Here is a 13200-nt window from a genome sequence, read left to right on the forward strand (position 1 = left end):
AGCCCCTTTTAAACAAGGGCTTGCTCAATAAAATCAGTAACAAATTGTGAGTTATTACTCATATTATGGCTAAAACTACGGCATTAGAGCTAAAGATCGACGACAAACCTTTGCCAGATGGGGCATTTATGTTTTAGAGTAAATTGAATTCAAAAATACAAAGAAGGGAAACCTAAAATGAACAAGACTCAATTAATCGACTTTATTGCTGAAAAAGCGGACCTTTCTAAAGCACAAGCTAAAGCTGCTCTAGAAGCGACTCTTGGCGGTGTTACAGATGCTCTTAAAGATGGCGATCAAGTTCAGCTAATTGGTTTTGGTACTTTTAAAGTAAACCACCGTGCAGCTCGCACTGGTCGTAACCCAAAAACTGGTGATGAGATCCAAATCGCTGCTGCAAATGTTCCAGCATTTGTTGCAGGTAAAGCGCTGAAAGATTCAGTGAAATAATCTAAACTGTACCGAGGTAGTCGTATTCCACCTCGGTACAGGTTTTTATGAAAAAAGTATTTCTTCTCGTTTCACTATTATCTACATTCCTCATTGGCTGTTCATCAACCAGCCCCAGCAAAAACCTAGAGCAATTTGAAACTCACACCGGCGGCCAAGTCATGGGCGACGCGACAAGTTTCTACTGGGTCACCAACAAGCTAACACAACCTCATACTTCTGCTGACTATGTCACCATGGGCGATTACGGCTGGTACAAAACTGACTATGTTTGGTCGGAAGATGTGCTTCGTGAATTTGTACGTGAAGGTGAACTACGCGATGATTCACTGGCGTTGGTTCCATATCGTGTACATGTGCGCTTTAATCAGTCTGGTGAGGCTGTGTATCAACAGTATCGTATTGGTAAAAAAGTATTACCGTTACAGTCGGTTCAACTCGACAGATATAAACAGGAAGCGACATCCGTTCTCGATGTTACCGAGAAGCAAAATGATGAAGGATTAGAGCTTTTGCAGGGCTATTGGAATGGCAAAACGTTTCAGACTTGTTCTGGTAAGCAGTTTGATGACTTTGAGTTCAACCAAACATTGCCTAATTTTGTGATTAACCGTTTATCGTCTGTAGAGAGCTATGGTGCTTTTGTCGGTAAAGCGTCTTTGAGAAAATTGTCGGTTGCTGAGTTTTTGATATTGGCAGATGAAAATCATGAGTGTGTATCAAGGCCCTCATTGCTGAAAGAATAGAGATCGCTTGAACAGTATCAGAGTATTTGGCCTACTATAGGCCAAGTGCTGATTAGTCAGTACAAGTACCACTAATCGATAAAAAAGGCGCCTGTTGAGGCGCCTTTTCTTTTATTCAATTGCAGTCATTCATTTGCTGATATTCGAATCTAGCCGAATGATGATACTGATTACTGATTACTGATTACTGATTACTGATTACTGATTACTGATTACTGCTCTTGCTCGCGCGCAATCGCACGGTAACCAATGTCATTGCGGTGGAACATACCATTCCAGCTAACTTGCTTAGTTAACGCGTAAGCGCGCTCCTGAGCCTCAGAAACCGTATTGCCCAGTGCTGTTGCACAAAGTACACGACCGCCGTTTGTCACTACGTCGCCAGCTTCATTATTTGTCGTACCTGCATGGAAAACCTTTTGGCCTTCAACTTCGCTTGTTGGTAGTGAAATAACGTCACCTTTTGCGTAGTCAGCAGGGTAACCACCAGCCGCAAGAACAACACCGATAGAAGCGCGTGGATCCCACTTAGATTCTGCTTCGTCGAGTTTCTCGTCGATAGCCATTAGGCAAAGCTCAACAAGGTCTGACTCCATACGCATCATGATAGGTTGCGTTTCTGGATCGCCGAAGCGGCAGTTGTATTCGATAACTTTAGGTGTGCCGTCAGCATCGATCATTAGGCCAGCGTAAAGGAAACCTGTGTAAGGTGCGCCTTCCGCGTCCATGCCACGTACCGTTGGGTAGATAACTTCTTCAAGGATACGGTTGTGGATTTCTGGAGTTACAACCGGCGCAGGAGAGTAAGCACCCATGCCACCCGTGTTAGGCCCTGTGTCTTTGTCGCCAACACGTTTGTGATCTTGGCTGGTGGCCATAGGAAGTACGCTAGAACCGTCAACCATTACGATGAAGCTTGCTTCTTCGCCTTCAAGGAACTCTTCGATAACCACGCGGCTGCCAGCTTCGCCAAAGGCGTTGCCCGCTAGCATGTCTTTGATTGCGTCTTCTGCTTCTTCAAGGGTCATCGCAACGATAACGCCTTTACCCGCGGCAAGACCGTCAGCTTTCACTACGATTGGAGCACCTTGCTCGCGAACGTAAGCGATAGCTGGCTCAATCTCAGTGAAGTTTGAGTAGTAACCTGTTGGGATCTCATGACGAGCTAGGAAGTCTTTAGTGAATGCTTTAGAGCCTTCAAGCTGTGCTGCGGCTTGAGTAGGGCCAAAGATTGGCAAACCTACTTCGCGGAATGCATCAACCACACCGATAACCAATGGTGCTTCAGGGCCCACGATAGTCAGTTCGATTTTCTTCTCTTGAGCAAACGCGACTAAACCAGCGATGTCTTCAACGCCAATCTTTACGTTTTCAAGTTTAGGCTCTAGCGCAGTACCTGCGTTGCCTGGAGCAATGAATACTGTTTCAACGTTTGTGTTTTGTGCTGCTTTCCAACCCAAAGCATGTTCTCTACCGCCAGCACCGATGATTAATACGTTCATGTTTCAATCCTTAAGTCTTTAATTCTTAAAAGCCCCTCAAAATTGAGAGGCTCGATAGCTACTAATTGTTTAGGTGAACTAAATATTAGTGGCGGAAGTGACGCATGCCTGTGAATATCATCGCCATGCCGTGTTCGTCTGCTGCTGCGATAACTTCGTCATCACGCATAGAGCCGCCCGGTTGGATAACACACTTGATGCCAGCTTCTGCTGCCGCGTCGATACCGTCACGGAATGGGAAGAATGCATCTGATGCCATCACACAACCTTCAACCTGTAGACCTTCGTCAGCAGCTTTGATGCCTGCGATTTTCGCAGAGTAAACGCGGCTCATTTGGCCAGCGCCGACACCAATCGTCATGTCGCCTTTCGAATAAACGATAGCGTTAGACTTAACGTACTTCGCTACTTTCCAGCAGAATAGAGCATCTTTTAGCTCTTCAGCCGTTGGTTGACGCTTAGAAACTACTTTCAGGTCGTCTTCAGAAACCATGCCTTGGTCGCGGTCTTGAACTAGCAAACCACCGTTAACACGCTTCACGTCAAAGCCAGTCGTCTTCGTTGTCCACTCACCACACTCAAGTAGGCGAAGGTTTTTCTTAGCCGCTACGATTTCTACTGCTTCAGCAGAAACAGACGGTGCAATGATAACTTCAACGAATTGACGCTCAGTGATAGCCGTTGCTGTTGCCGCGTCTAGTTCACGGTTGAATGCGATGATGCCGCCAAATGCAGATGTAGGGTCTGTTTTGAATGCGCGGTCGTAAGCTTCTAGGATGTCTTCACCTAGTGCAACACCACATGGGTTAGCGTGCTTAACAATCACACATGCTGGCTCGTTGAACTCTTTCACACACTCAAGTGCTGCGTCAGTGTCAGCGATGTTGTTGTAAGAAAGTGCTTTACCTTGGATTTGATGAGCTGTAGATACAGACGCTTCTTCAGGGTTCGCTTCAACGTAGAAAGCGGCTGCTTGGTGGCTGTTCTCACCGTAGCGCATGTCTTGCTTCTTCTCGAACTGTTGGTTGAACGTACGAGGGAATTTGCTCTCTTTATCGCCTTCCTTGTTCGCGCCGTAGCTAGGAACCATAGTGCCGAAGTAGTTAGCGATCATGCCGTCGTAAGAAGCGGTGTGCTCAAATGCCGCGATAGCGAGGTCGAAGCGAGTCTCTAGGGTTAGAGATTTCTCGTTCGCGTCCATTTCAGCCACAACACGCTCGTAGTCGTGTGCGTTTACAACGATCGTTACGTCTTTGTGGTTTTTAGCCGCAGAGCGAACCATTGTTGGGCCACCGATGTCGATGTTCTCAACAGCGTCAGCAAGGGTACAACCTTCCTTAGCAACGGTTTCTGCGAATGGGTATAGGTTTACAACAACCATATCGATAGGGTTGATACCGTGAGTTTCCATCACGTCATCATCTTGGCCACGACGGCCTAGAACACCACCATGAACTTTCGGGTGCAGAGTCTTAACACGGCCATCCATCATTTCTGGGAAGCCAGTGTAGTCAGATACTTCTGTTACAGAGATGCCTTTTTCAGCAAGCAGGCGAGCAGTGCCACCAGTAGATAAGATATCTACACCACGGTTAGCAAGAGCTTGTGCAAATTCAACGATACCAGTTTTGTCTGATACGCTGATGAGAGCGCGGCGAATTGGACGAGCGTTATTCATGCTTCCATTTCCTCAAATTCATGGGGTTAAAATAAAGATATTTGCCAAAAAAGAACTTGTTTCTATCTTCTTAGCGTGGAGTATCTTAGATACCAGTAAGAGATAAAATATTGGCCAGTTTTGGTAAAGACCTTTTGGGTGTTCTTATAATCAAGCTATAAGATAACCAACTCCAAATTTGATGGCGCAGATTCTAACTAATTTATTACAAAAAAGCTCGCGCAATCGTTTGGCATCTCAAAATTAATTATGAAAAGTGCCATTTCAGCCTGAAAAGTAACAACAAGGTTAATAGTGGAATGGATGAAAGAATAGGAAAAAACATGTTTCAGATTGGCGAGTTGGCGAAACGATGCGGTGTGACAGCCGATACCTTGCGTTTTTATGAGAAGAATAACCTGATTGCACCAGCCAGTCGCAGTGAGTCGGGTTATCGCCTGTATGATGAAAATAACCAAAAGCAGGTGACGTTTATTCTCAAATCTAAAGAGTTAGGGCTGAGTTTAGATGAAATCAAAGAATTGTTAGAGATTCGCCTTGAAGCGACTCAACACAGTTGCGCTGAAGTGAAGTCGATTACTTCTTCTAAGTTAGAAATGATTGATGAAAAGATAACGGAGCTTACTAAGATTCGAACGGCACTCAAGAAGATCAATGATGCCTGCTGTGGCCACATAGATGACGATGCGAGCCATTGTTCTATTCTGGCAGCCTTGGATTCAGCAAACGTTGATAAAGAGCGCTGCTGTCGCACTGGAGAGTAATCAGCCACCTATTACAGTTCTACAAGCAAAAAAAAAGCCAAACTCAAAAATGAGCTTGGCTTTCCATTCAATAAATTACGAAAGAACGATTAGTTCATGCCGTATTTTTTAAGTTTCTTGCGAAGAGTACCGCGGTTAATACCCATCATGGTTGCTGCGCGAGTTTGGTTACCGCGAGTGTACTGCATGATAGTGTCTAGTAGTGGCTGTTCAACTTCAGCTAATACTAATTCGTATAACTCGCTGACTTCTTGACCGTTTAATTGAGCAAGGTAATTTTTCAATGATGCTTTAACTGAGTCACGTAGTGGTTTCTGCGTGATTTGGTCTTGTGATGTAACTGTAGTTACTGTCAATGCTTCTGAAGTCAGATTTTGTTCGAACATATTCGGTCTAGCTCTTCTCGTAATTATGGTGCAACGTTATCAAAAAAACCTTCTAGCGCTTCAAGCTGCAGATCACCTGCTTCGAATGCGTTGAAGGTACGGCGAAACTCACTCGCTTGTTCATGTTCTTTTAGGTACCAACCCACATGCTTACGAGCAATTCGGGGGCCTAAAAACTCGCCATAAAACTTATGTAGAGCGTTCACATGACCAAGCATGATGTCTTTCACTTCCGAAATCGGGAGCGGGTCCATCGTGGTGCCGTTTTCCAAATAGTGTAGGATTTCGTTAAAAATCCAAGGACGTCCTTGGGCAGGTCGACCTATCATTAAAGCATCAGCACCGGTGTACTCCAGCACAAACTTCGCTTTTTCCGGACTATCGATATCACCGTTAGCGATAACCGGAATAGATACTGCTTGTTTCGCTGCTTTAATGTGTTTGTATTCTGCCTCACCTTTGTACATACAAGCGCGAGTTCTCCCATGAAGGGCAAGAGCTTGTATGCCGCAGTCTTCGGCTATTTTCGCGATTTGGACACAGTTTCTGTTGTCTGTGTCCCAGCCTGTGCGCGTTTTCAACGTTACTGGAACGTCGACAGCATTTACCACCGCTTTCAGAATATCTTCAATGAGTTCTGGATGCTGCAGTAGGGCTGAGCCCGCAAGCTTCTTATTCACTTTTTTGGCTGGACACCCCATGTTGATATCGATGATTTGCGCACCGTTATCGACATTAAATTGAGCAGCCTCGGCCATAAGCTGTGGATCTGCACCAGCGATTTGTACTGAACGAATGCCCGATTCGCCTTCATGTACCATACGCTGCTGAGACTTTGACGTTTTCCAAACTTTAGGATTGGAGGACATCATTTCACTGACTGCCATCCCCGCACCGTAACGAAGACACAACTCACGGAATGGTCTATCCGTTACGCCAGCCATAGGAGCGACGATTAGATTGTTCTTAAGTTGATAATTTCCGATTTTCAAAAATGTCATCACAGTTCTGTACCAGCAAGGGCGCGCATTTTACGCATTTTTTCGCTGCGTGAAAAGACTAATATTTGAGCATTTACAATTTGTTTTTGTAATTTGTTTAAATTTCAGTCAATTAGCGCTCAAAGTCTTACCTAGCCTTGCTTCTGACCTGAGATTCGACACCATTCTTGTTGTTCAATGATCGGATCAATGTGAAGCTCATCACGATAATAAGTCGCAACATCTTCCGCTTGTGTATCTAAAACACCCGACATCGCAAGTACACCATTTGGCTTAATTAGGCCTTTGATGATGCCTGAAAGGTCGCGTAATGGACCTGCAAGGATGTTGGCAACAACAACGTCAGCTAGCAAACCTTCCGGTTGATCTTGTGGTAGGAACACCTCTAGCTGCTCAGCAACACCATTGCGTTGTGCGTTGTCTTTTGAAGCAAGCAGAGCTTGAGGATCAATGTCGATCCCGATAACTTTTTCCGCGCCTAGTTTGATCGCAGCGATAGCTAAGATGCCTGAGCCACAACCGAAGTCGATCACGGTTTTGCCTGTCAGGTCTAAGCCTTCAAGCCACTCAAGACACAATGCTGTTGTTGGGTGAGTACCTGTACCAAATGCAAGACCAGGGTCTAGCATTACGTTTACAGCGTCAGGTTCAGGGATATCGCGCCAGCTCGGGCAGATCCATAAACGCTCACCAAACTTCATTGGGTGGAAGTTGTCCATCCATTCACGTTCCCAATCCTTGTCTTCAATTTGCTCTACTTTATGAGCAAAGTCTGCAGGGAACATGTTGCTTGCTTTAATCTGCGCTAGAACGACACCAGTATCAGTCTCAGCGTCGTAAAGCGCGAGAATGTCAGTATCACCCCAAAGGCGAGTTTCACCCGGCAGAGGCTCAAATACAGGGGTATCTTGTGCATCCAGGAAAGTTACGGAAAGAGCACCAGTCTCTTCCATTAACATGTCGCCGATTTGTTCGGCATTTTCATTGGTCGCATTAAGCTTGATTTGAATCCAAGGCATGGCTGCATCTTCTATATGAGAAAAATTGGATGGGGAGTCTAGCAGAAAATATGAGCAAATTCATCAAAACCCCACGCATTATCATGGGGATTTTAGCTTGCCTTTTCCGGAGCACTAAAAACAAAAATGCTCACCGAAGTGAGCATTTTTTAGTGTTCTATAGCGAACTCATTACGGAAGGCTAGCTTCTATTGTAGACCAAGCTTCTTCTCAAGATAGTGGATGTTTGCACCACCGTGTTGGAAGTTTTCGTCGTTCATAATAGCCAATTGAAGTTCAGTATTAACGTTAATACCTTCAACAATCATCTCACCCAATGCGTTCTTCATACGAGCGATAGCGACATCACGGTTTTCACCGTAAGTGATCAGCTTACCAATCATTGAATCGTAGTGTGGTGGTACTGTGTAGCCAGTATAGATGTGAGATTCCCAACGAACACCCATACCACCTGGAGCATGGAAGCGCGTGATCTTACCTGGAGATGGTAGGAAACGAACTGGATCTTCCGCGTTGATACGACATTCGATTGAGTGGCCGCGCAGCTTAATATCATCCTGTGTGAATGATAGAGGCTGACCAGCAGCAATGCGAAGTTGCTCTTTCACTAGGTCGATACCCGTTACCATTTCAGTAATCGTGTGCTCAACCTGGATACGAGTGTTCATTTCGATGAAGTAGAACTCACCGTTCTCGTATAGGAATTCAAATGTACCTGCGCCGCGGTAACCAATCTCAAGACATGCACGAGTACAACGGTCACCGATGTACTTACGCATCTCTTCAGTGATACCTGGTGCTGGCGCTTCTTCCACAACTTTCTGGTGACGACGCTGCATTGAACAGTCACGCTCACCTAGGTGGATAGCATTGCCTTGGCCATCTGCAAGCACTTGTACTTCAATGTGACGTGGGTTTTCTAGGAATTTTTCCATGTAAACCATGTCGTTATTGAAACATGCTTTTGCTTCAGCACGAGTCATTGCGATAGCTTCTGTTAGTTCTTTTTCAGTACGAACAACACGCATACCACGACCGCCGCCGCCGCCAGATGCCTTGATGATTACAGGGAAACCAATGCGCTTAGCGTGCGCTTTGTTTTTCACTTCATCATCATCAAGAGGGCCGTCAGAGCCCGGTACACAAGGTACGCCAGCTTTCTTCATTGACGTGATAGCTGACACTTTGTCACCCATCATGCGAATGGTTTCAGCTTTAGGGCCAACGAAGATAAAACCACTGCGCTCTACCTGTTCTGCAAAATCTGCATTTTCAGATAGGAAGCCGTAGCCAGGGTGGATAGCGACTGCACCCGTTACTTCAGCAGCGCTGATGATACGAGGGATGTTTAGGTAGCTATCGATACCACGAGCTGGACCGATACAAATGGTTTCGTCTGCAAGCAGTACGTGCTTAAGATCGCGGTCAGCGGTTGAGTGAACAGCTACTGTTTTGATGCCAAGCTCTTTACATGCTCGCAGAATACGCAGTGCAATTTCACCACGGTTCGCGATTACTAATTTATCTAACATAATGAGTGCTCTCTATTATTCGATAATTACTAGAGCTTGGTCGAATTCTACTGGTTGACCGTCTTCAACTAGGATAGCCGTTACAACACCAGATTTATCAGCTTCGATTTGGTTCATCATTTTCATTGCTTCAACGATACATAGCGTTTCGCCAGCAGTTACAGATTGACCAACCTTAACGAATGGTTTTGCATCTGGGCTTGGAGCGCCGTAGAAAGTACCAACCATTGGAGAAAGAACTTGGTGACCAGCTGGAACTGCAGGAGCTGCTGCTTCTGCTGCTACAGGTGCCGCCGCAGGTGCTGCCGCTACAGGAGCTGGAGCCGCTGCATATTGAATCGGTGCTGCAGATACAGGGCTGTTACGACTGATTCGTACTGACTCTTCACCTTCAGAGATTTCTAGCTCAGAAATACCAGACTCTTCAACCAATTCGATTAGCTTTTTGATTTTGCGAATATCCATTGTTTCTTTCTCTTTATCTGTTGATTGAACTTACTCTTTGACTGAGTAGGTTAGTAATAGTTCGTTGTTTTTATTTACTTTGCGTTGAGCTTGTTGAGCGCAGCCGTCAAAGCAAATTGATAACCTTGGGCACCTAAGCCACAAATCACACCTTCTGCTTTATCAGATAGGTAAGAGTGGTGACGGAATGGTTCACGTGCGTGAACATTCGATAGGTGAACCTCAATAAATGGGATAGCAACACCAAGTAGTGCATCACGCAACGCCACACTGGTGTGTGTAAAGGCCGCTGGGTTGATAATAATGAAATCAACATTTTGATAAGCACTATGGATAGCTTCAATCAGTTCATACTCACGATTTGACTGTAAGTGAGACAGCTCAACATCTTGTGTTTTCGCTTGCTCGGTCAATGAGCTAATAATCTGGTCAAGTGTTTGAGAACCGTAGTGTGCAGGCTCTCTAAGGCCTAACAGGTTAAGGTTTGGGCCATTTAAAACTAGAATGCGAAACTTTGTAGACATTGTGGGGCTATCTTCCTTTATCGTGTTTACGAATGTGAATGTTGCCATTTTATTGAAAATTTGGGGTTAATTTCCAGTAAGAAAAACCCAAATTTAAAAATTAGAACCAGATTATAGCTAATTCAGCGCAAATCGCAGCAATTTACTGGTCTAATCTCCTATAAGTACAGCATGGAATTGTTATCAACTTAACAAAAAACCACGATTGCTTTAATTTTATCGAAGATATTTGAGATCAAGATCGGCCATAAAAAAACCGCCACATAGGTGACGGTTTCATTATGGTCTGTTTTAAACAGTGATTAGCTAATGTGATGGGTTGCTTATGCCAGTTCAGCTTTCTCTGCAATCAGTTTATCAACCACACTTGGGTCGGCCAGCGTCGAGGTATCACCTAGGTTTCCAGTATCGCCGGTGGCAATTTTACGCAGGATACGACGCATGATCTTACCCGAACGAGTTTTTGGCAGAGAGTCTGTCCAATGCAGGACATCTGGCGTTGCGATAGGACCAATCTCTTTACGTACCCAGTCTTTCACTTCTTTATGAAGCTCTGCAGTTGGGAACTCACCATCATTCAACGTGATGTAAGCGTAAATGGCTTGGCCTTTAATATCATGAGGAATACCGACAATAGCGGCCTCAGCAATCTTATCAAACGCCACTAGAGCGGATTCAATCTCAGCGGTACCCATACGGTGACCTGATACGTTAAGCACGTCATCCACACGGCCCGTAATCCAGTAATAACCGTCTTCATCACGACGAGCACCATCACTCGTAAAGTACATGCCTTTAAAGGTTGAGAAGTAAGTCTGTTCAAAACGGTCATGATCGCCATGTACGGTACGCATTTGGCCTGGCCAAGAGTCAAGAATCACAAGGTTGCCGTCTGTTGCACCCTCAATGATGTTACCCATGTTATCAACCAGCGCGGGCTGTACACCGAAGAATGGGCGAGTCGCTGACCCCGGTTTTAGGTCTGTTGCGCCCGGCAGTGGTGAGATTAAGATACCGCCCGTTTCTGTTTGCCACCATGTATCGACAATCGGAGACTGCTCATTACCAATTGTTTTGTAATACCACTCCCACGCTTCAGGGTTGATAGGCTCACCTACTGACCCCATGACTCTTAGGCTGTCACGAGAAGTACCTTCAACCGCTTCATTGCCTTTTGCCATTAGGGCACGAATCGCCGTTGGTGCAGTATAAAGAATATTAACTTGATGCTTATCGACCACTTCACTCATGCGGCTTGTGTTCGGGTAATTCGGCACGCCTTCAAACAGAATGGTTTTTGCACCATTGGCAAGTGGACCGTAGACAAGGTAAGTGTGACCAGTAATCCAGCCCACATCTGCTGTACACCAGAAGGTTTCGCCTTCTTGGTAGTCGAATACGTATTTGAAGGTCATGGCTGCATAAACAAGGTAGCCACCTGTGGTGTGCATAACACCTTTCGGTTTACCTGTAGAGCCTGACGTATAAAGGATGAATAGTGGGTCTTCTGCGTTCATCTCTTCTGGTGGGCAATCTGCCGATACATTTGCGATAGCATCATGCCACCACACATCGCGGTGTTCGTGCCAAGCAACATCACCGCCGGTGCGTTTGAATACAACAACCTTCTCGATGTTCTTCACTTCAGGGTTAGTCAGTGCTTCATCGACGTTTTTCTTCAGTGGAACAGCACGGCCGCCACGCACGCCTTCATCGGCAGTGATAACGACTTTAGAATTTGAATCGATAATACGACCAGACAGAGCTTCTGGTGAGAAACCACCAAATACGACTGTGTGAACCGCACCGATACGGGTACATGCCAGCATGGCTACTGCAGCTTCTGGTACCATTGGCATGTATAAACAAACCACATCACCTTTGCGTACACCTTGCTCTTTTAGAGCATTTGAAAACAGGCACACTTCTTTGTGTAGTTCATTAAAAGTTAGCGTTTTGTCATCAGCCGGGTCATCGCCTTCCCAGATAATCGCGACTTCATCACCGCGCTCAGCAAGGTGGCGGTCGATACAGTTGGCTGAAACGTTAAGCGTGCCATCTTCAAACCAGCGAATGTCAATGTGGCCAGGGTCGAAAGAGGTGTTTTTTACCTGTGTGAAAGGCTTAATCCAATCAACGATTTTTCCGTGTTCACCCCAAAAGCCTTCAGGGTCAGAAACAGATTGCTGGTACATGGCTAGGTAAGTGTCATTATCCGCGTGTGTGGTTGATTTAATATTTTCTTTTACCGGATAAACGTGGGCTTCACTCATTGCATCTCTCCTTGTGCCTACATTCCTAATGAACTGGCAACTTCCTTTGTGTTCAGTTTCTAGGTCTATTACAGAACCGTCGTTGTGCTATCACTCTCGGCTAGGACGGCGATTTCCACAATTAGACTTTAGGATGAGACGCCGCTTTTCACTTAAAAAATAGCGAGTTAAGTTCATTTTTGAGAGATTGCTCTCTATGTGGAAAGGCAGTAGTTGAATTAGGTATACGAAGAGTTGAAGCGCGGTAAGTCGCCGTGCTTTAGGCGAACAAAAATCAGCGCAGCGGAGATAGCATCTTGTAATGCATCATGTTTATTGACCGGGATAGGTAAATCGAGCTGACGACAGATGGCATCGATACTGAGGTCAAAATAGGCATTGGGTAGCTGCCTTTCGAGTTTGTCTTGGTAGAGCTGGCTCACTTCGACTAATCGGTTAGGCAGTGGAAATCCCAGCTGTTTTAAACAGGCACGGTCGAGAATCTTTTTATCATAGCGGATGTGATAGCCGACTAAAGGACGATTTCCGATGAAGTTCAGTAGCTCAATTAGAGCTTGTTTCTCTTCTATACCGTGCTTTAGATCTTGATGGCGAATGCGGTGGATTTTGATGGAATTACAATCGAGTGACTGAGGGGCTCTGAGTCGAACTTCAAAAGGTTGGCTGGTAATGATTCGGTTACCGATGATCTTTGTCGCGGCAATAGTGACTAATTCCGCCTGATTAGGGTCGAGGCTGGTGGTTTCACAATCGAGCGATACATATTCATTATGCGTAGGCGTAGCAAACAGAGGCTGATAATGAGAGCCTTTGAGCTTGTGATGCCAGTAATAACGAACCAATCTATTCATCGTTCAGCC

Annotated in this window: 13 protein-coding genes; 3 read left to right on the top strand and 10 right to left on the bottom strand. The window is 45.4% G+C overall.

Translation table 11 applies throughout. The features are described 5' to 3' along the window. Nucleotides 1-177 precede the first annotated feature (177 nt). Complete coding sequence (gene hupA, locus L3V33_RS18510) at nucleotides 178-450, top strand: nucleoid-associated protein HU-alpha (RefSeq protein ID WP_004729753.1); 273 nt, start codon at nucleotides 178-180, stop codon at nucleotides 448-450. Nucleotides 451-497: 47 nt separating this feature from the next. Then, nucleotides 498-1196: a DUF1481 domain-containing protein gene (locus L3V33_RS18515; RefSeq protein WP_237291014.1), complete on the top strand. Its 699-nt coding sequence runs from the start codon at nucleotides 498-500 to the stop codon at nucleotides 1194-1196. 212 nt (nucleotides 1197-1408) lie between these two features. Here the strand turns inward: L3V33_RS18515 and purD are convergent, their stop codons facing one another. After that, on the bottom strand, nucleotides 1409-2698 hold the full coding sequence (gene purD / locus L3V33_RS18520) for a phosphoribosylamine--glycine ligase (protein WP_237291015.1): 1290 nt from the start codon (nucleotides 2696-2698) through the stop codon (nucleotides 1409-1411). A gap of 85 nt (nucleotides 2699-2783) precedes the next feature. Further along, nucleotides 2784-4376, bottom strand: a complete 1593-nt coding sequence (gene purH, locus L3V33_RS18525; RefSeq protein ID WP_237291016.1) for a bifunctional phosphoribosylaminoimidazolecarboxamide formyltransferase/IMP cyclohydrolase — start codon at nucleotides 4374-4376, stop codon at nucleotides 2784-2786. Nucleotides 4377-4699: 323 nt separating this feature from the next. Here purH and zntR point away from each other — a divergent pair, with 323 nt between their 5' ends. After that, nucleotides 4700-5140 carry a Zn(2+)-responsive transcriptional regulator gene (gene zntR, locus L3V33_RS18530; RefSeq protein ID WP_237291018.1) on the top strand — a complete coding sequence of 147 codons (441 nt, stop codon included), beginning with the start codon at nucleotides 4700-4702 and terminating at the stop codon, nucleotides 5138-5140. 89 nt (nucleotides 5141-5229) lie between these two features. Here zntR and fis read toward each other — a convergent pair whose 3' ends face one another. The 8 genes from fis to L3V33_RS18570 all read right to left on the bottom strand — a co-directional run bounded on the left by fis (nucleotide 5230) and on the right by L3V33_RS18570 (nucleotide 13191). Beyond that, on the bottom strand, nucleotides 5230-5526 hold the full coding sequence (gene fis, locus L3V33_RS18535) for a DNA-binding transcriptional regulator Fis (protein WP_004729744.1): 297 nt from the start codon (nucleotides 5524-5526) through the stop codon (nucleotides 5230-5232). Between the two features lie 23 nt (nucleotides 5527-5549). Beyond that, entirely contained in the window at nucleotides 5550-6518 is a 969-nt protein-coding gene (gene dusB / locus L3V33_RS18540) for a tRNA dihydrouridine synthase DusB (protein ID WP_237291044.1), read from the bottom strand. Nucleotides 6519-6658: 140 nt separating this feature from the next. Beyond that, nucleotides 6659-7546 (bottom strand): 50S ribosomal protein L11 methyltransferase, encoded by an 888-nt coding sequence (gene prmA, locus L3V33_RS18545; protein WP_114634090.1) that lies wholly within the window; start codon nucleotides 7544-7546, stop codon nucleotides 6659-6661. Between the two features lie 188 nt (nucleotides 7547-7734). Beyond that, complete coding sequence (gene accC, locus L3V33_RS18550) at nucleotides 7735-9078, bottom strand: acetyl-CoA carboxylase biotin carboxylase subunit (protein WP_065207430.1); 1344 nt, start codon at nucleotides 9076-9078, stop codon at nucleotides 7735-7737. Nucleotides 9079-9093: 15 nt separating this feature from the next. Further along, nucleotides 9094-9543 carry an acetyl-CoA carboxylase biotin carboxyl carrier protein gene (accB, locus tag L3V33_RS18555; protein ID WP_017083823.1) on the bottom strand — a complete coding sequence of 150 codons (450 nt, stop codon included), beginning with the start codon at nucleotides 9541-9543 and terminating at the stop codon, nucleotides 9094-9096. Nucleotides 9544-9617: 74 nt separating this feature from the next. Beyond that, complete coding sequence (gene aroQ, locus L3V33_RS18560; RefSeq protein WP_004729735.1) at nucleotides 9618-10067, bottom strand: type II 3-dehydroquinate dehydratase; 450 nt, start codon at nucleotides 10065-10067, stop codon at nucleotides 9618-9620. Nucleotides 10068-10390: 323 nt separating this feature from the next. Next, entirely contained in the window at nucleotides 10391-12340 is a 1950-nt protein-coding gene (gene acs / locus L3V33_RS18565) for an acetate--CoA ligase (RefSeq protein ID WP_004729734.1), read from the bottom strand. Between the two features lie 218 nt (nucleotides 12341-12558). After that, nucleotides 12559-13191: a 3'-5' exonuclease gene (locus tag L3V33_RS18570; RefSeq protein WP_237291019.1), complete on the bottom strand. Its 633-nt coding sequence runs from the start codon at nucleotides 13189-13191 to the stop codon at nucleotides 12559-12561. Nucleotides 13192-13200: the final 9 nt, after the last annotated feature.

Source organism: Vibrio sp. A2-1, assembly GCF_021728355.1.
In the GTDB taxonomy this organism is placed as follows: domain Bacteria; phylum Pseudomonadota; class Gammaproteobacteria; order Enterobacterales; family Vibrionaceae; genus Vibrio; species Vibrio splendidus_K.

Coding starts and splice junctions, on each gene's coding strand:
- purH (WP_237291016.1), bottom strand. CDS start 4,376: ATGAATAACGCTCGTCCAATTCGCCGCGCTCTCATCAGCGTATCAGAC.
- L3V33_RS18570 (WP_237291019.1), bottom strand. CDS start 13,191: ATGAATAGATTGGTTCGTTATTACTGGCATCACAAGCTCAAAGGCTCT.
- acs (WP_004729734.1), bottom strand. CDS start 12,340: ATGAGTGAAGCCCACGTTTATCCGGTAAAAGAAAATATTAAATCAACC.
- fis (WP_004729744.1), bottom strand. CDS start 5,526: ATGTTCGAACAAAATCTGACTTCAGAAGCATTGACAGTAACTACAGTT.
- accC (WP_065207430.1), bottom strand. CDS start 9,078: ATGTTAGATAAATTAGTAATCGCGAACCGTGGTGAAATTGCACTGCGT.
- L3V33_RS18515 (WP_237291014.1), top strand. CDS start 498: ATGAAAAAAGTATTTCTTCTCGTTTCACTATTATCTACATTCCTCATT.
- hupA (WP_004729753.1), top strand. CDS start 178: ATGAACAAGACTCAATTAATCGACTTTATTGCTGAAAAAGCGGACCTT.
- aroQ (WP_004729735.1), bottom strand. CDS start 10,067: ATGTCTACAAAGTTTCGCATTCTAGTTTTAAATGGCCCAAACCTTAAC.
- prmA (WP_114634090.1), bottom strand. CDS start 7,546: ATGCCTTGGATTCAAATCAAGCTTAATGCGACCAATGAAAATGCCGAA.
- purD (WP_237291015.1), bottom strand. CDS start 2,698: ATGAACGTATTAATCATCGGTGCTGGCGGTAGAGAACATGCTTTGGGT.
- zntR (WP_237291018.1), top strand. CDS start 4,700: ATGTTTCAGATTGGCGAGTTGGCGAAACGATGCGGTGTGACAGCCGAT.
- accB (WP_017083823.1), bottom strand. CDS start 9,543: ATGGATATTCGCAAAATCAAAAAGCTAATCGAATTGGTTGAAGAGTCT.